The 17,676-nt window shown below is 67.1% G+C and carries 16 protein-coding genes; 10 read left to right on the plus strand and 6 right to left on the minus strand.

What is annotated here, in order from left to right:
• Positions 1–856: 856 nt before the first annotated feature.
• The 4 genes from BLR41_RS10560 to BLR41_RS10575 all read right to left on the minus strand — a co-directional run bounded on the left by BLR41_RS10560 (position 857) and on the right by BLR41_RS10575 (position 4,893).
• A complete protein-coding gene (locus BLR41_RS10560; protein WP_245694049.1) occupies positions 857–2,062 on the minus strand; it encodes a glycosyltransferase family 87 protein in 1,206 nt (401 codons plus the stop codon).
• 334 nt (positions 2,063–2,396) lie between these two features.
• The gene (gene ligD, locus BLR41_RS10565; RefSeq protein ID WP_092627832.1) at positions 2,397–3,308 is read right to left on the minus strand and encodes a non-homologous end-joining DNA ligase; all 912 of its coding nucleotides are present in this window, start codon (positions 3,306–3,308) and stop codon (positions 2,397–2,399) included.
• Positions 3,305–4,303 carry a non-homologous end-joining DNA ligase gene (gene ligD / locus BLR41_RS10570; RefSeq protein WP_092627833.1) on the minus strand — a complete coding sequence of 333 codons (999 nt, stop codon included), beginning with the start codon at positions 4,301–4,303 and terminating at the stop codon, positions 3,305–3,307. Before ligD (BLR41_RS10570) ends, ligD (BLR41_RS10565) begins: the two co-directional genes overlap by 4 nt.
• Positions 4,300–4,893 carry a DNA polymerase ligase N-terminal domain-containing protein gene (locus BLR41_RS10575; RefSeq protein ID WP_092627834.1) on the minus strand — a complete coding sequence of 198 codons (594 nt, stop codon included), beginning with the start codon at positions 4,891–4,893 and terminating at the stop codon, positions 4,300–4,302. The genes ligD (BLR41_RS10570) and BLR41_RS10575 overlap by 4 nt, the downstream gene beginning before the upstream one ends.
• 222 nt (positions 4,894–5,115) lie before the next feature.
• Between BLR41_RS10575 and BLR41_RS10580 the strand changes: the two genes are divergently transcribed.
• Positions 5,116–5,358, plus strand: a complete 243-nt coding sequence (locus BLR41_RS10580) for a hypothetical protein (RefSeq protein WP_092627835.1) — start codon at positions 5,116–5,118, stop codon at positions 5,356–5,358.
• A gap of 107 nt (positions 5,359–5,465) precedes the next feature.
• Here BLR41_RS10580 and BLR41_RS10585 read toward each other — a convergent pair whose 3' ends face one another.
• Positions 5,466–5,927, minus strand: coding sequence for a nuclear transport factor 2 family protein (locus BLR41_RS10585; RefSeq protein ID WP_092627836.1), 462 nt, complete (start codon positions 5,925–5,927; stop codon positions 5,466–5,468).
• A 91-nt stretch (positions 5,928–6,018) separates the two neighbouring features.
• On the opposite strand from BLR41_RS10585, the gene BLR41_RS10590 reads away from it, so the two are divergent.
• The 5 genes from BLR41_RS10590 (at position 6,019) to BLR41_RS10610 (ending at position 13,322) form a co-directional block, all read left to right on the plus strand.
• Complete coding sequence (locus BLR41_RS10590; RefSeq protein WP_092627837.1) at positions 6,019–6,585, plus strand: TetR/AcrR family transcriptional regulator; 567 nt, start codon at positions 6,019–6,021, stop codon at positions 6,583–6,585.
• Between the two features lie 436 nt (positions 6,586–7,021).
• Entirely contained in the window at positions 7,022–8,440 is a 1,419-nt protein-coding gene (locus BLR41_RS10595; protein ID WP_092627838.1) for a family 2B encapsulin nanocompartment shell protein, read from the plus strand.
• Between the two features lie 4 nt (positions 8,441–8,444).
• A complete protein-coding gene (locus tag BLR41_RS10600; protein ID WP_092627839.1) occupies positions 8,445–10,790 on the plus strand; it encodes a family 2 encapsulin nanocompartment cargo protein terpene cyclase in 2,346 nt (781 codons plus the stop codon).
• A 62-nt stretch (positions 10,791–10,852) separates the two neighbouring features.
• A complete protein-coding gene (locus BLR41_RS10605) occupies positions 10,853–12,265 on the plus strand; it encodes a family 2B encapsulin nanocompartment shell protein (protein ID WP_092627840.1) in 1,413 nt (470 codons plus the stop codon).
• A 13-nt stretch (positions 12,266–12,278) separates the two neighbouring features.
• Complete coding sequence (locus tag BLR41_RS10610; protein ID WP_092627841.1) at positions 12,279–13,322, plus strand: family 2 encapsulin nanocompartment cargo protein polyprenyl transferase; 1,044 nt, start codon at positions 12,279–12,281, stop codon at positions 13,320–13,322.
• A gap of 75 nt (positions 13,323–13,397) precedes the next feature.
• On the opposite strand, the gene BLR41_RS10615 is transcribed toward BLR41_RS10610, so the two are convergent.
• Entirely contained in the window at positions 13,398–14,219 is an 822-nt protein-coding gene (locus tag BLR41_RS10615) for a bifunctional allantoicase/(S)-ureidoglycine aminohydrolase (protein ID WP_092627842.1), read from the minus strand.
• Positions 14,220–14,502: 283 nt separating this feature from the next.
• Between BLR41_RS10615 and BLR41_RS10620 the strand changes: the two genes are divergently transcribed.
• The 4 genes from BLR41_RS10620 to BLR41_RS10635 all read left to right on the plus strand — a co-directional run bounded on the left by BLR41_RS10620 (position 14,503) and on the right by BLR41_RS10635 (position 17,671).
• Complete coding sequence (locus BLR41_RS10620) at positions 14,503–14,988, plus strand: nucleoside deaminase (protein ID WP_092627843.1); 486 nt, start codon at positions 14,503–14,505, stop codon at positions 14,986–14,988.
• A 361-nt stretch (positions 14,989–15,349) separates the two neighbouring features.
• Positions 15,350–15,697, plus strand: a complete 348-nt coding sequence (locus BLR41_RS10625; protein WP_092627934.1) for an NADH-quinone oxidoreductase subunit A — start codon at positions 15,350–15,352, stop codon at positions 15,695–15,697.
• A 116-nt stretch (positions 15,698–15,813) separates the two neighbouring features.
• The gene (locus tag BLR41_RS10630; RefSeq protein WP_245694051.1) at positions 15,814–16,752 is read left to right on the plus strand and encodes a hypothetical protein; all 939 of its coding nucleotides are present in this window, start codon (positions 15,814–15,816) and stop codon (positions 16,750–16,752) included.
• Complete coding sequence (locus tag BLR41_RS10635; RefSeq protein ID WP_092627935.1) at positions 16,745–17,671, plus strand: complex I subunit 1 family protein; 927 nt, start codon at positions 16,745–16,747, stop codon at positions 17,669–17,671. The genes BLR41_RS10630 and BLR41_RS10635 overlap by 8 nt, the downstream gene beginning before the upstream one ends.
• Positions 17,672–17,676 lie beyond the last annotated feature (5 nt).

Below are 17,676 nucleotides of genomic sequence, written 5' to 3' on the forward strand. Positions count from 1 at the left end.
TAGCGGCCCTCGCGGCTGTGAACAAGACCGTGCGCGAGATTCGTGTGCGCGAGCCGGCTCGCGGTCGCGCACCGGATACGCACGTGCGAAGCGAGTGGCGAGTGGTGGTGGGATCGCCCGTGACGCCGGGCTGCAGGAGGGGCTCCGTGTCGGCTTCCAGAGTTCCCCGAAGGGGAGGCACCGCCGTGACGGCGTTTCGTTGCGGAGTCGATTCCCTTGTTTGGGTCGGTTTTCGGGTGGTTTCAGCCTTGCTCCCGCTGCGGTACCGGTTGAGCTCCTTCCCGCGCTCCGCGGTGGGGGAGGATTTTCGGCCGGCTGGGGTGGTTCTCCGGGTTCACTCGTTGTGTGCTGAGGCGCGACAGGTGAACGTGCGCCGGTGCGGCCGAGTCGGGTGTGGAGGACCGTTGGGACCGAAGAAGCTTAAAACGTTTTATTTTGGTGAGTTGTTTCGACCTGTTCTCATTCGGTGAGCGGGATGCCGTGCCGCGCCTCTCGGTCGTGTTCCCCCATGGCGCGGGTGTCGACGAATTCCGACGGAGTGCGAGTCCGCTGTTGCCTACTTCGGCAGGTAGTGTCCGGTCGCGTCCGGGGCGCCAACTGGGAGCGGATTGTAGGCGTGCGGCGATTCCGCGAGTATTCGTTCCCGCAGTCGGATCGGAGCGTGTCGAGCGGCACGGGTCCGGCGAAGGAGGTGTGCGGCGGGAGCCCGCCCGCTGTGTGGCTGAGATTGTCGACCGCGGAGTACAAGGTAGGTGTAGCTCGTGCGGGTGTAGACGGCCTTGGTCTGTTCGAGCTGTTCGTCGGGTTCGCTCCCCTGACGGGGGCGCGCTCGAAGCGACGGGCGCGCCCGGAGCTGTCAGGGCTTCGCGGCCGGTTCGTACGCGCCGTAGCGGTTCGCCTGCCAGCCCGTCACCAGCAATGCCACCGCCGCGAGGACGACGTAGGCATTGCCGACGAGTTGCTGCGGCACGTACAGTAGCGGGGAGACATCGGCCGCGAGTGCGTGGAACGCCACCTTCCTGCCCGCGACGACGATCGCCACGGCGAGCAGGAACCGGCTGATGCTACGGGTCCGCACGGCGGAGCCGAGCAGAATCAGCAGTCCGGGAATCACCCAGACCCAGTGACTCGACCAGGTCGTGGGGGACACCAGCAGCGCGAACAACCCGGTCAACGTCATCGCCACCGGCGGGTCGACCCGCCCGATCGTGCGGGCGAGCACGACGGTCAGCGCGATGCACACCACCGCCCAGATCCCGTACTCCACCACCTGGTGCGATAGCAGTCGGGCGAGCATCCCCATGATCGACTGGTTGGGATCGGCCGCATGACCAGCGACGGAGGAAGCCGGACCATAGCGGAACCAGTAGTCCGTCGAGGCCTTGAAATCGATCGCGAAACCGAGCAGCGTGCACACCACTGCGGTGATCGCGCAGGTAGCCGCTGCTCGGAAATCCCTGCGGAACAGGAAGAACAGCAGGAAGGCCGCGGGCACGAGCTTGACCGCGGCGGCGATGCCCACCAACAGACCACGCGGCCATCGTGGCTTCCGCACGAGGCAGTCCGCCGCGACCAGTCCCATCAGCACGATGTTGACCTGCCCCTGGGCGAAACACGCGTAGACCGGCTCCAGCCACAGGGGCCACGGGAGCACGAGGGCCGCGACGGCCAACGCGCCGCGAGGCCCCACACCGGGCCACTGCTGCCGCACGATCAGGTAGAGCGTCATGCCGATGGCAGCCAGGTTCGCGGCCCACATCAGAATCGCTCCCACCGTGACCGGCGGTAGGGCGAACACGCTCAGCGGCAACAGCGCGAACGGGGGGTAAACCCAGGGCAGCAGATTGCCACCTCGGAGCGGGGCCCAGTCCTCGATGATGTCGCCGCCTGTCAACCAGGTGTGCACGGCCCAGCGGTAGACCTCGAAATCACCTCGGAGGTAAATCTCCCCGCCTTCCCCGCGAAAGAGAGCGGGCAGCAGCACGAACCACACCGAGACGGCCAACAGCGGTATCGAAGCGGCGACGAGTGCGAGCGGATACCGCGTGAACAGAGCGCGCAACAGCTCCCGTGGACCGTTCTTCGAAGCCGGGGTTTCGGGAACTACCGATGGTTCCGTGGGGGTGTGTTTCGAAACTGCCACCCCGACATCCGACCACAAACCCGCGTGCGGAGGTCGAAGGGCGGTCCGGAACCCGTCACGGTGCTACTCGATCGAGTGGGACCGCCACGAGTAATGCCCGGATTCCCCGGATCCGGTCCGCGGGTGAGACGCCGTCGTAGCGGGGAAGCTTTACTCGCGCGAGCACGTCGTCGGGCGGTTGCCAACGGAGTTGTCCCGGTCCGGACCGGCCTCCGGTCGACGGCGACGCAACGGGGTGTAAGAAGCCCGTTGGTCAGGCCGTGCGAAGGTGCTCGAGCAGGTTCCGGGCACGACTCAGGGAGTGCGCGCGGTTGCCGAGGTCGGACCAGGGATCACCGTGGTCGCGCAGCCTCGTCGGGATGTCACGCACGGTGAAATCCCAAGGTGTCACCTCGGGAAGCTCATCCCATCCCAGTGGGGTCGCCACGGGAGCGCCGGGCCTGGCACGTACGGAGTACGGTGCGACAGTGGTCTGTCCGTACGCGTTGCGCAGGTAGTCCACGAACACGCGGTTCCCGCGCTTTTCCTTGCGCTGCTGCACGGTCAGCGTCTCGGGTTTGCGCTCCGCGAGGACCGCGGCCACTTGTCCGGCGAAGTCGCGAACCTCGTCGAAGTTCTCGTGCCGCCGCAACGGAGCCAACACGTGGAATCCCCGGGAGCCGGTGGTCATGACGAAGGAGGGCAGGGTGAGCTCGTCCAGCAGGTCACGGGTGGAGCGGGCGGCCTCGCGCAGGGTTTCGAGGTCGTTGCCCTCCGGATCGAGATCGAAGATCAGCCGATCCGGGAAGTCCAGTGCGTCCACCCGGGAGAGCCACACGTGCGGTGTCAGACAGGCCTGATCGCTCAGATACACGAGAGTGGCCGGCTCGTCGCACACCACGTGCACCGTCACACCGCCCTCCTTCTTGGGGGCGGAGAAACGGCGAATCCAGTCGGGCGCGTGCTCGGAGACGTTCTGCTGGAAAATACGCTGTCCCGTTATCCCGTCCGGGTAGCGTTCCGCCGCCAACGGGCGTTCCCTGGTGTAACGCACGACAGTGTGGCCGACCTCCCGGTAGTACTCGGCGATGTCGCCCTTGGTGAACCCCTCCGCGGGGAACAGCACCTTGTCGGCCTTGGACACCTCTACCGGCCGTCCCGCCGTGCGCAGGGTTCGCTCACTCATTTCCCATGCTCCCTGGTGACTTCGGAAGGCTGCTTGTCCCGGCGCAGCCCCTGGTAGCTGGGGTGGCGGAGCTTGCCGTCCCGGGTCCACTCGGTGAAGGAGATCTGGGCGACTAGCTCCGGTGCCACCCAGTGCGCGCCGTGCTCGCGCACTTCCTCCGCGAACGGGTTGTGCTCCCGCTCCAGTCGGTCGAGTCGCTTGCGCAGGTCCTCCAGGGTGGCCTCGTCGAATCCGGTGCCCACCTTCCCGGCGTAGGCGAGGTTGTCACCCTCGTAGTAGCCGACCAGCAGCGCGCCGAGATCAGGACGGCTCCCGGTCGGTTCGGTGAACCCGCCGATCACCAGTTCCTGGCTGGCGACGCACTTGAACTTCAACCAGCTGCGGGAGCGCCCGTGCTCGTAGGGGGCGGTGGCGTCCTTGGCCAGTGTTCCTTCCCACCCCCGCGCGCAGGCCCGTTGGTGATACTGCTCGCCGTCGGTGTCCTCGTACGGGGTCCACCGCAGGGGGTCCGCGAACTCCACCGCGCTGCTCAGCAGTTTCTTGCGGTCCCGCAACGGCAGCCCGGTGGTGTCGTAACCGGCCAGGTGCAGCACGTCGAACAGGTAGCACCGAATCGCGATGTTCGACGGTGTCGACTCCTCGTCGACGAGCTGCATTCGTTGCTGCAACCGGGCGAAACTGGTCAGCTCACCGTCGAACGCGACCACCTCGCCGTCCAGCACACAATCCGGTTCGACCAGGCGGGGAACCGCTGCCACGATCTCCGGATAAGTCCGGTCCAGCGGCTTGCGACTGCGCGAGAGGACGTCGACCCGGTCACCGTGGCGCACGATCAGGCAGCGCTCGCCGTCCAGCTTGGGTTCGAACAGCCAGTCGGAATGGCTGAACGGCTCGTGCACCAGGGTCGCCAGGGTGGGTTCGGACCATGCGGGGGAAGGCTGTTCCCGGAGCCTTTCACGGGACTCGGCACTCAACCTCTCGAAGAGCTCGTTCACTCCTGCTGCCCTCCGTGTGCGGCTATCGTGTTCAGATCCGCACCGCTTCGGACGGAACGGGGTTGTTTCTTGAGCGGCTTGCGCCGCCGATCGGCCCCCTCGTCGGCCATCTTGACCAACAACCACTGGTCCTCGGTGCGTTTGCTCATGCGCAACAGGGTGTAGCCGCCGCGCAACTTGTGACCCTCCAGCCAGACGTCGATCCGTCCTCGATCCAGCAGCTGGGCGGCGTTCTCGTCCCGATCGGTGCGCAGGCCGTACGAGCCGCTGTCCCACACCAGGACCGTTCCCGCGCCGTACTCCCCTTCGGGAATGACCCCCTCGAAGTCCGCGTAATCGAGTGGGTGGTCCTCCGTGCGGATGGCCAGTCGCTTGTCCCGCGGATCGATGGAGGGTCCCTTCGGCAGTGCCCAGGACTTCAGCACCCCCTCCGCTTCCAGGCGGAAGTCGTAGTGCAGCGTGCTGGCATCGTGCTTCTGCACGACGAATCGGGGGCGGGAGTTTCCCTCGTCGCCGCGAGTGTCACCGTGCGGCTCGGTGGTGCTGCCGAAGTCACGCCTGCGCCGGTATTTCCGTAGTTTTCCCCGCATACATCGGGTTTACCCGGCGCGTGGTGGTGACAAACGGTGTGGCCGACCCGCTGGGTCGGTGCTCGGCTCGTGCGACGCGACGAGATGACCACTCGCCGGGGCTCGCATCGGCTCGTCGGGACAGGCATGATCGTAATATGGCCGTGGTTGTTCATGCGCCTCACACAGCTGCGGTCACCGGGTACTGACCGAATACCACGACATCCGCTTTCGGGGTGGTTGATGCTTTCCTGGGTCCTGCTCGGTCTGCTGGTCCTGGTGTTCGTCGCACCCGCCTCGCTCGTCGTCGGCGTGCTGTGGCGCAGGCAGCGCCGGGTTTCTCGACAACCGGAGCCCGTGCCGTCGCCGAGCACACGGGCCCAGCTTCGGGTGCAACGCACCAGGGAACGTGAGGCCGGTGATCACGAGGCTACCGACGTGCTGCCTCTCGTCGACGATCGCGATGATCTTCGTGGCTCACGGTGATCGTCCGCCCCGGTGAACGCGGCGTACGACTCGAAACGTCGTGCCGCGGGGACGGAGCCGCTCGGGAGCAGCGGGACCCATCGGGGCCGGACGGCGTGATGCCGGGTTCACCGGAGGGGGAGCTCGACTCCGCGTTCGGCTTCGGTGCGGGGGCCGTGGACGCGTCGCTCGGTTTCGGTGATGGTGACGTCGTTGATGCTGGCCTCGCGGCTTCGCATGAGGCCGTGTTCGTCGAATTCCCACATTTCGTTGCCGTAGCTGCGCCACCACTGCCCCGCTGCGTCGTGGCACTCGTACTGGAAGCGGACGGCGATCCGGTTCTGGTGGAATCCCCACAGGCTCTTGCGTAGCGCGTAGTCGAGTTCGCGTTCCCACTTCCGGGTGAGGAAGGTGATGATCTCCTCGCGGCCCCGCAGGAAGGCGTCGCGGTTGCGCCATATCGAGTCCGGTGTGTAGGCCGTCGCCACTCGGTGGGGGTCTCGGGTGTTCCAGGCGTCTTCGGCCGCCTGAACCTTCCGCAGGGCCGTTTCCGGTGTGAAGGGCGGGTACGGCGGGCGGTCTTCCGACATGGTTCGGCTCCTCACGCGTTGAGAACGTGCGTTCTCCAATGATGATGACTTAAAGTAGGTAACGATCGTTCTCGACGTCGAGGAGTCACAAATGCCGGCCCCGCTCACCGAGGAACGAAATCGTCTGGACCGTGCTGCGCTGCTCGACGCGGCGGAACGGCTGTTCTACGAGCGAGGTGTCCAGGCGGTGGGGATGGACGAGGTGCGTGCGGTCTCGGCGCTGCCGTTGAAGCGGATCTACCGGTTCTTCCCGGGCAAGGAGGACCTGGTGGTGGCGGTGCTCAGGCGTCGCGATCAGCGGTGGCGGGAGAGCCTGGCCGCGTTCGTGGAGCTGGTCCCGGATCCCCGTGAGCGTGTGCTCGCGGTTTTCGACTGGCTCGCCGACTGGTTCGCCGAACCCGGGTTTCGGGGCTGCGCCTGGATCAATGCCCACGGTGAGCTCGGTTCCTCGTCCGAGGCGGTGCTGGCCGAGGTTCGGTCGCACAAGCGGGCGTTCCGCGAGCAGCTCGCGGAGTGGGTGGGGGCCACCGGGGCCCCGGTGGCCGAACAGGTTTTCCTGCTGGTCGAGGGAGCCATCGTCACGGCGGGCATCAGCGGTGACCCGGAGCCCGCCAGGCATGCCCGTGCGGCCGCCGCGGCACTGCTCGGCATGCCGTGACTCGCCGGAGAGCGTTCCCTTGCCCGGTCGTGACCTTCCCCCGGACGGGCAGGCGCGTGCCCTGCTGCTCGCTGTGATCACCATTACCTGATCGCGGCCGGTCGGTGTCATCCGCACCTCTCCTCGCACCTGAGACGTTTTCGATCTTTTCCCGGTGGGGCGCGGGAAGCGAGTTGTTCACCGTGGCGTAGGTGGCTCACCGTGTCGGGTTCTCGTTCGTGCGAGCTGCTGTCCGAACAGGACTTGTGTTGCGCCACTTTGATCAACTAGCTTCCTCGTCCGGGTGACTGTTGTGCGCCTGATCGGGCGATCGGCTGTGGTCGTCCACCGGCTGAGCAAGGGCACGCTCGACACCGCGCTGGGGGATTTCAGTGCGTGGGCACTGACTGATCCGACGCGGACAGGAATGTGACATGCGTCGAAATGGTGGTGTGTGATGACAGGTACGGAGCCGGTCTCCGGTCAGCAGAATGAGGACGGACAATCGCCGCTGAGCCTGGGCACGGCGGCCGCGCGGAATCTGTCCACGACGACGAAGACGCCGCCGCAGATGCAGTCGATCACCTCGCGGTGGTTGCTTCGTCTGCTGCCCTGGGTGCAGGCCACGGGTGGCTCCTACCGGGTGAACCGGCGGCTGACCTACCAGCTCGGGGACGGGCTGGTGACGTTCTCCAACACCGGTTCGACGGTGCGAGTGATCCCTGGCGAGCTGTGCGAGCTGCCCGCGCTGCGGGGCTTCGACGACACCTCGGTGCTGGAGGGCTTGGCCGAGCGGTTCGAGCAGCGCGAGTACGCCCCGGGCGATGTGATCGCCGAGGCGGGAACCCCGACCGACGAGGTCGTACTCGTCGCGCACGGCAAGGTGAACAAACTCGGCACCGGGCCCTACGGGGAGCAGACGACGCTGGGAGTGCTGGCCGGTGGCGAACACTTCGGTGGCCAGCTCCTGGCCGATGACGAGGCCACGTGGCAGTTCACCGCCAAGGCCGTGACCCCGTGCACGGTACTGGCGCTTCCCCGCCGGTCCGCCCAGGAGGTGGTGGAACGTTCCGATGCGCTGCGCAGTCACCTCGAGCAGGTCCGGAACGCTCCGCAGGGCGCGCACAACGCCGACGGTGAGTCCGAGGTCGCGCTGGCCTCCGGACACGCCGGTGAACCCGAGCTGCCCGGCACGTTCGTCGACTACGAGCTCAAGCCTCGCGAGTACGAGCTCAGCGTCGCCCAGACCGTGCTGCGAGTGCACAGTCGGGTCGCGGATCTGTACAACGAGCCGATGGACCAGACCGAGCAGCAGCTTCGGCTGACCATCCAGGAACTGCGCGAGGAACAGGAAAAGGAGCTGGTCACCAACCCCGAGTTCGGGTTGCTGCCCAATGCCGACCTGCGCCAGCGCATCCACACCCGCACCGGCCCACCCACTCCGGACGACATGGACGAACTGCTGTCGCTGGTGTGGAAGGACCCCGGATTCTTCCTTGCGCACCCGCGCGCCATCGCCGCGTTCGGGCGTGAGTGCAGTCGCCGCGGGTTGTACCCGGCCAGTGTGGACATCGGTGGCCACCAGGTGCCCGCCTGGCGGGGTGTGCCGATCTTCCCGAGCAACAAGCTGCCGATGAGCAGCACCCGGACCACATCGATCATGCTGATGCGTACCGGTGAGGCCAACCAGGGCGTGGTCGGGCTGCACCAGACCGGTCTTCCCGACGAGTACGAGCCGGGCCTGTCCGTGCGGTTCATGGGAATCAACGAGAAGGCGTTGATCTCGTACCTGGTCTCCACCTACTACTCGGCGGCGGTGCTCGTGCCGGACGCGCTGGCGGTGCTGGACGACGTCGAGACCGGCAGGGAAGGCTGAGCCCGTGGCGAGCCAACCGTTCGAACTCCCGGAGTTCTACCTGCCCTGGCCCGCCCGGTTGAACTCGCATCTGCAGCGTACGCGCGAGCACTCCACGGCGTGGGCACGTCGGATGGAGATGGTCACCCCCGAAGGGACGGCGGGCAGCAGTGGGGCGTTCGCCTGGGACGAGGCCACGTTCGACTCGGCCGACTACCCGCTGCTGTGCGCCTACACCCACCCGGACGCCACCGCCGCGGATCTGGATCTGGTCACCGACTGGTACGTGTGGGTGTTCTACTTCGACGACCACTTCCTGGAGCACTACAAGCACACCGGCGACCTCGCCGGTGCCCGGAAGTACCTGGCCGGGTTGTCGGCGTTCATGCCTACGAATCCGGGTGAGACTCCACCGGAGCCGGCGAATCCGGTGGAGTGGGGCCTGATCGACCTGTGGACCCGCACGACCTCGATCATGTCGGCCGATTGGCTCGTCCGGTTCGCCGAGGCCACGCGCAACCTGCTCGAGGACTGCGTGTGGGAGCTGACCAACATCAACCAGGGACGGGTGCCCAACCCGGTCGACTACATCGAGATGCGCCGCAAGGTGGGTGGGGCGCCCTGGTCCGCCGGGCTCGTCGAACTCGCCGCTCGCGCCGAGATCCCGGCGGCGATCGCCGCGAGCAGGCCGATGCGGGTGCTCACCGACACGTTCTCCGACGGGGTGCACCTGCGCAACGACCTGTTCTCCTACCAGCGCGAGACACAGGAGGAAGGCGAGGTCAACAACGGTGTGCTGGTCATGGAGACCTTCTTCTCCACCACCCCGCAGCGGGCCGCCGAGCTCACCAACGACCTGCTGACCTCCCGGCTGGAGCAGTTCGACAACACCGCGATGACCGAGGTGCCGGCGCTGTGCGACGAGCACGCCCTGGGGCCGGACGAGCGGGCCAGGGTGCTGGCCTACGTCAAGGGGCTGCAGGATTGGCAGGCCGGTGGGCACGAGTGGCACACCCAGTCCAGCCGGTACATGAACGAAAACGTCACCACGACACCCACCGCCACGGACCTCACCGGTCCGAGCGGGTTGGGAACCTCGGCGGCCCGGGCGTTCACCCGGCTGCGGCCCGGCGTGCGACGTCGGGCCCAGCAGCAGTCCCACACCCCGTTCCAGCCGGTGGGGCATCTGACACTGCCGGAACTGCACATGCCGTACCCGGTGCGGATGAGTCCCCACCTGGACAACGCCCGTCAGCACGGCGTCGACTGGGCCCGGCGGATGGGCATGTTCGACTCGGTGCCCGGGGTGGAAGCCCACGGGGTGTGGGACGAGCGCCGGTTCATCGGTTTCGACTTCGCCCACTGCGCGGCGATGATCCACGCCGACGCGAGCTCGGAACAGCTCGACCTCTCGTCGGACTGGCTGGCCTGGGGAACCTACGGCGACGACTACTTTCCCGTGGTGTTCGGGGCGACCCGCAATCTGGCGGCGGCCAAGGCGTGCAACGACCGGTTGTCGGCGTTCATGCCCGTGAACGGCGAGTCCACACCGGAGCCGACCAATCCGATCGAGCGGGGGCTGGCCGATCTGTGGCGACGTACCGCCGGGCCCATGCCCACCGCCGCGCGGCGTCAGTTCCGCACCGCGGTGGAGGAGATGACCGCCAGTTGGTTGTGGGAACTGGCCAACCAGGCCCAGCACCGGGTGCCGGATCCGGTCGACTACCTCGAGATGCGCCGCAAGACGTTCGGTTCGGACATGACGATGAGCCTGTCCCGGCTGTCGAATCTCGACGTCGTGCCCGCCGAAGTGTACCGGAGCACCGTGGTCCGGGAGATGGAAACCGCCGCGCAGGACTACGCCTGCCTGACCAACGACTTGTTCTCCTACCAGAAGGAGATCGAGTTCGAGGGGGAGGTCCACAACCTGGTCCTGGTCGTCGAGCGATTCCTCGACATCGACCGGTGGCAGGCCCGTGACGTAGTGGCCGATGTGATGAACGCCCGGATGCGACAGTTCCAGCAGATCCTCGCCGAACAGCTACCTCGGGTGTTCGAGGAGTTCGGACTCGACGAGTCCGCCCGCCGGGTGCTCATCGGTCACGCCGAGGGGCTGCAGGACTGGATGTCCGGAATTCTGGAGTGGCACCGCAGATGCGTGCGCTACACCGAGGCCGAACTGCGACGTCGTCACGAGCCGGGGGCTGCCGATGTGGAGACGCCGCCTTCCCGGAGCGCTCTCGGGAGCGCACGAGCGGAAGGGGGGCTCACGACCCGGCAGCGCCTGGCGGGCCCCACCGGCCTGGGAACGGCGGCCCGCATCGCAGCGCCGAAAGAGACCACGGCTCGTCGTACACCCGAAGCCGGGTGAACGCGGTCCACGACTGCCGCCGCTGTCCGCATTCCGACCCGATTCGCGAGGGGTAGAGCCACATGACCGAGATCGCTTCGAGCGCGTCCGACGCGCCGCAACCCGATGCGCGGGGACAGCTCAGCCTGGGCACGGCCGCGGCCCGAAACCTGGCCACCACCACGAAAACCCCACCGCAGATGCGGGCGATCAGTCCTCGGTGGCTGCTGCGCATGCTGCCCTGGGTGGAAACCAACAGCGGTTCCTACCGGGTCAACCGGCGGTTGACCTACGAGCTGGGGGACGGCCGCCTGACGTTTTCCAACACCGGCGACAGGGTTCGCGTCCTGCCGCCGGAACTCCGCGAAATAGCCTCCCTGCGTGATCTCGATGACGAGACGGTGCTCGAGGCGCTGGCGGAGCGGTTCACCCAGCACCACTACGCTCCGGGCGAGCGCATCACCACCGCCGGTAGCTCCGCGGACGAGCTGATACTGCTGGCTCACGGCAAGGTCAACACCAGCACTCCGGGGCCCTACGGTGACGAGGTGTCGCGGGACGTGCTCGCCGACGGCGAGTATTTCGGCGAGCACGTCCTCACCGGCGGTGGGGACACCTGGCCCGCCACGGCCACCGCGCTCACACCGTGCATCGTGCTGCAGCTGTCCCGCCGCGACGTGGACGAGCTCACCGACCGCTCCGAACCGCTGCGTAGCCACCTCGACCGGGTGCGCGGCCATGCCCTGCCCGAGCACAACAAGCACGGCGAAGCAGCCGTGCGGCTGACCTCCGGCCACGAGGGCGAGCCCGAGCTGTCCGGTACTTTCGTCGACTACGATCTCAGTCCTCGTGAGTACGAACTCGGTGTCGCCCAAACCATCCTGCGGGTGCACACCCGGGTCAACGACCTCTACAGCCGGCCGATGAACCAGCTCGAGCAACAGCTCCGGCTCACAGTGGAGGAACTGCGCGAGCAGCAGGAGTCGGACCTGGTCAACAACCGTGAGTTCGGGCTGCTGCACAACGCCGACCTGCGCCAACGCATCCAGACCTCAGGTGGCCCGCCCACCCCGGGTGATTTCGACGAGCTGTTGTCCCGGCGGCGTAAGTCCGAGTTCTTCCTGGCCCACCCGCGCACCATCGCCGCGTTCGGCCGCGAGTGCAACCGTCAGGGCGTCTACCCGGACAGCATCGACGTGCACGGCACCCGCGTGACCTCCTGGCGTGGCGTTCCGCTGCTGCCCTGCGACAAGATCCCCATCAGCGAGAACAACACCAGCTCGGTCCTGGTCATGCGAACCGGGCAGGAACACCAAGGAGTGGTCGGGTTGCACCAAACCGGTATCCCCGACGAGTACGCTCCGAGCCTCAACGTGCGGTTCATGGGCATCAACGACAAGGCCGTCACCTCTTATCTGGTCAGTGCGTACTACTCCGCCGCCGTGCTCACCCCGGACGCGCTCGGCGTGTTGGAAAACGTCGAAATCGGGCGTTGAGAGGAACACGTACATGGCCACCCCCGATGTGTTTCCGCACGCCGTCCCGGAGCAGGAGGCATACCAGGCCCTGACCGTCGCGCGCCGCAGCGTGGAGCCCGCGCTGCGATCCGCGGTGGACACGCTGCCCGAGGACATGCGGCGTATCGCTCGGTACCAGTTCGGTTGGACCGATGAACACGGTCGTCCCAGCGATGCTTCGGGCGGCAAGGCACTACGCCCCGCGCTGGTCCTGCTCGCCGCCGAGTCCGTGGGCGGCAGCGCCGACGCGGCGCTGCCCGCCGCGGTCTCCGTCGAGCTCGTGCACAACTTCTCACTGCTGCACGACGACCTCATCGACACCGACGACACCCGCCGTCACCGGCCCACGGCCTGGACCGTGTTCGGTTCCGACGCGGCGATCCTGGCGGGCGATGCCCTGCTCTCACTGGCTTCCGGGGTGCTCGCCGACAGTGGGAACCCGGCCGCCCTGTCCGGTGTGCGACTGCTCAACACCACTGTCCAGGAGCTGATTCAGGGCCAGGCCACGGATCTGGCCTTCGAACAGCGTGGTGATGTCGACGTCGCCGAGTGCCAACGTATGGCCGAAGCCAAAACCGCCACGCTGCTGGCAACCGCCTGCGAACTCGGTGCCCTGTTCGCGGGGGCCGAGCCGCGGCGGGTCGAACAGCTGCGTCACTTCGGCCACGCTCTCGGGCTCGCCTTTCAGCACGTCGACGACCTGCTCGGTATCTGGGGTGATCCCGACACCACCGGCAAGCCCGCCTATTCTGACCTGCGCGCCCGGAAGAAGACCCTGCCCGTGGTGTTCGCGCTGAACTCCGACACCCCCGCCGGACAGCGACTCACCACGCACTACCACCAGTCCTCGGGCTCGGAAACCGACCCGGCCGACATCGCCGACCTCGTCGACACCGCGGGCGGGCGCACCTGGAGCCATGCCGAGACCGACCGGCTGCTCACTCGAGCTCTGAGCCATCTCGACGCGGCCGAGCTCACCGCCCGCACCGACGAGCTGAGCGCACTCGCACACCTCGTCACCCGACGCGACCACTAGCAGTGTGGTGTCGAGTTCGGCCATTCTCGGCGGGTGGTTCCGGCAACGCTGTTCCGGCACAGCGCTCCTGGAGTCTCAGGTGAGTTTGATCTGGCGGTTGACGTCCTTGTAGAGCAGGTAGCGGAACTTGCCGGGTCCACCGGCGTAGCAGGCCTGCGGGCAGAAGGCGCGCAGCCACATGAAGTCGCCGGCCTCGACCTCGACCCAGTCGTCGTTGAGGCGGTAGACCGCTTTGCCCTCCAGGACGTAGATGCCGTGTTCCATCACGTGCGTCTCGGCGAAGGGGATCACGGCGCCGGGGTCGAACGTGACGATGTTGACGTGCATGTCGTGGGACAGGTCGTCGGGATCGACGAATCGGGTGGTCGTCCACGCACCGTCGGTGTCGGGCATCGGTGTGGGGGTGACGTCCTGCTCCTGCACGGTGAAGCCTTCGGGAACCGGGTGTCCCGGTAGTGGCTCGTAGGCCTTGCGGACCCACTGGAAGCTGGCCGTCTCCTCGGAGTCGTTGCTCACCGACCAGTCCGCGCCCGCGGGCAGGTAGGCGTAGCCGCCGGGGGAGAGGACGTGGGTCTCGCCCGCGAGCACGAGGGTGAGTGCGCCGGAGAGCAGGAACAGCACCGACTCGACGCCGCGCTCCGGTTCCGGTTCGTCGCTGCCGCCGCCGGGGGAGACCTCGACGACGTACTGTGCGAACGTGGTGGCGAACCCGGCCACGGGGCGGGCCAGGATCCACGACCGGGTGCGGTTCCACCCGGGCAGGTTGCTGGTGACGATGTCGCGCAGCACGCCGCGGGGGATGACGGTGTAGGCTTCCTTGACCACGGCCCGGTCGGTGAGCAGGGTGTCCTGCGCCGGGAGTCCTCCCTGCGGGGCGTGGTACGTCGGTGCGTTCAAGATCCGCTCCTGTCCTGCTCGAACTTCGCATGCCCGGCCCGCGTTGGTGCGCAGCGCCGTTGGCATGACGGAAGAACCCCGCCGGCGGCGGGAAGACGTCGTTCCCGTCGGCGGCCGTGACTCATATGGTGCATTTTTCCGCTATTCGGAATATTGATTCCAAATTGAGGATATTCTAGTCAGCCCCGCGTGTCGGGTCAACGCGCCGCCCGCCGGAGTACCGACGGGCGGTAGTGTCGTCGGTCCGGGGATACCGAATGCCAGTGCGACCGAGGGGCGAATCATGGCCGGTGATGCCGAACTGGACCAGTTGCGTCGTTGCGTGGAGCTGGCGGAGGAGGCGTTGCGGGCGGGCGACGAGCCGTTCGGCTCGGTCCTGGTGGCCTCCGACGGGCGCCGTCTCGCCGAGGACCGCAACCGTGTCGCCACCGGTGGTGATCCGACCCTGCATCCCGAGTTCACCCTGGCACGGTGGGCGGCGACGAACCTGACCTCGGCGGAGCGCTCGGCGGCCACCGTGTTCACGTCGGGCGAGCACTGTCCGATGTGCGCGGCCGCGCACGGTTGGGTAGGACTGGGGCGCATCGTCTACGTGAGTTCGAGCGCGCAACTGGCCGAGTGGCTCACCGAGTTCGAGGCCGCCACGCCGCCGGTTCGCACCCTGCCGATCACCGAGATCGTGCCCGACTTGGTGGTGGAGGGGCCGATCGACGGACTTGCCGAGGAAGTCCGGGAGCTGCATCGTCGTGCCGTGAACGGGCATGGCTGAATCCGCCGCGAGCTCTTCCCCGCAGTGCTCCGTTTGGTGATGCGCGGGGCCGGTCAGCTCGATGACGCCGAAGATCTCACCGGCTTCCGTAGCGGCCTACCGAGGTGAGCTCGGCGGCTGCCGAGGGTTGCGCGAGGCTCTCGCTCTCGAATTCCATCGATAAAGGAATACCGCTGGGTAAGTCACACGCGTGATCACCGAGCGGCTCGAGGGCTTCTCGGGGTGGAACCGGGAGGCGATTGTCCACCATTGGCGCTCCGTGGAGATTCGGTGCGTTGTGAAGTGAAAGTACCGCTTGTTCCCTCTTTCGCGTGACGCTTTCGGTGAGCGGACCATGGGCTTCGAGGGGATCATGCTCGCGATGCATGGTTTTGTCACCGCCCTGCTGCTGCTCGGGTCGGGGTTGGGACTGCTGGGTGTGGTGTACCTCGTGGCCTGGTCCGTGAGGAGGGCACCCGCGGAATCGGTGGAGGCGTTCCTCTCCGGCAACAGGTCGGTTGAGCACGCCTTCTCGCGGTTCCACGTCCGTTGGTACGCGCTGACGATGCTCTATCTCGCCTTCGAGATGGAGATGCTGTTCATGTATCCGTGGGCGCTGGTAGTCGCGGACGAGGGCGCGAGTGCCGTGATCGAGATGTTCGTCTTCCTGGCGATTCTGCTCGCCGGGGTGGTTTACGCGTGGCGCGAAGGGGTGCTGCGTTGGGTTTGAGGGATGGGTTGCTACGCGCTGCTGCGAGCAGACCGCATGTACTGATCCTGGAGACTCCCGGCGGCACGCGGTCGCGCGTGGCCGTTGAGGCCGAATCGCGGAGGCGTGGGTGGCCGATGGCCCTGAATCCAGCCGACGCCGACCTCGTCGTGGTGGCAGGCCCCCTGACCCCTCGTTTCACTGAACCTGTGGAACGGATCTGGCGGCAGGTTCCGCGTCCCCGTGCGTTCGTCCGGGTTCGCGAGCACGAGGTCGGTGACCGTCTCGACACCGCCTCCGTCGTCCTCAGCCGCGGTGGCGAGCACGAGGACGGAGGTGGGGAAGTGCGGAATGGACTGGTGATGGCCGACCGGGGTACGGATCGTGACGGTCTCGCCCTGGATCGGCTGCATGTTCCGTTGGGGCCGTTGTTGCCCAACTGGCCGGCCGGTTTGGTCGTGCACACCACGTTGCAGGGAGATGTTATCCAGCATGCTCAAGTGGACACACCGGACGAGGTGGGAGTGGGTGAGGATTTCTGGCGGTGGCCGTGGTGGCCTGCGGGCACAGGCGAGAAGATCACCTCGGGAGGTGTGGCTCGTATTCGCCTCGTCGAGTTGCTGGACGCACTGGGAAGGTTGTTCGCGGTGGCCGGCTGGCTGGACGTTGCCATGCGGGCGGGCGTCCTCCGCGACTTCCTGCTCGAAGGCGCGGAGTCCGCATGGGTGAGGAGGCGGTTGCTCCGGCTGATCACCCGTGTTCGTCGGTCGAGGACGTGGCGGTGGCTGACAGCGGAGCTCGGCGAGCATCGGCATTCGGTGGTCGGTGATGTGAGCACTCGCTGTTCGGCGTGGCTGAATGAGATGGAACGGCTCCTCGTCGACCTCGATTCCATCGAATCGGTGCCATTGGACGGACCGGGAAGTGGGGATAGGTCGGTTCCCGTTTCCCCGCAGCGGGTGCTGCCCGAACTCCTGGAGGGCACCGAGTTCGCTTCGGCGCGGTTGATCGTGGCCAGCCTGGAACCCTGGCGTTCCCCGGACGAAGTCGGGTCGCCAGGTGGCGTCGATGACTGAGGGTACTGGGTGGGCGGTGCTGGTATTGCCGCTCGCGCTCACCGCGTTCGCGCTGTTGGCACTCGCCGCCGATGCCGCGGTCGGGGTTCGAGTCGCGCACGCGCGAAGGTCGGTCGCCGCCGCTGCGGCCGACCCGTGGCGCGAAGTGGCGCGGCTGCTGGTGGGGCAGCGGCGTACCACCGTGGCCGCCGACGGTGTGCTGTGGCGTTCCGGTGTGGTCACCGTGCCGCTGGCCGCGTTGCTGGCGGCCCTGGTGCTGCCGCTGGGCGGTTTCGCGGCGGCCGATCCAGGTGTAGGGATCGTTTGGTTCAACGCGATGGAAATCCTGGGATGGGCAGCACTGTGGACAGCGGGATGGGGACCGAACTCGCCGTTGTCGCTCATAGGCGGTTACCGTTTCGTAGCGCAGGGGATGTGCTATGAGCTTCCGCACATGTTCGCGTTGATCACGGCCGCAACCGGTGCGGGCACGCTGCGCGTCGGCGGCATCGTCGATGCGCAGGCGGAGCTGTGGTTCGTGGTCTGGATGCCCGTGGCATTCGTGGTGTACCTCATCAGCGCGGCGGCGATGGCATTCTGGGGACCTTTCGACGCACCGCTGGGCAGGGATTTGTCGGGTGGCGTCGTCGCAGAGCTCTCCGGGGTGGACCGGTTGGTGTTGCTGACGGGACGTTGGTTGCTGGTCGTGGTCGCCGCCGGCATGGCGGTTCCGCTCTTCCTCGGAGGCGGACGTGGCCCGTTGCTGCCCGCATGGCTGTGGACGCTGGTCAAGACCGCGCTGGTTTTGACTTTCCTGCTGTGGTCGCGCCGTCGTTTCCCGACCGTCCGGATGGAACGGTTCACCGAAGTGTCCTGGTTGGTGTTACTGCCACTGACCATTCTGCAGGCGCTGCTCGTTGCGCTGGTGGTGCTCGTATGACTACG

Source organism: Actinopolyspora mzabensis, assembly GCF_900101095.1.
Taxonomy (GTDB): domain Bacteria; phylum Actinomycetota; class Actinomycetes; order Mycobacteriales; family Pseudonocardiaceae; genus Actinopolyspora; species Actinopolyspora mzabensis.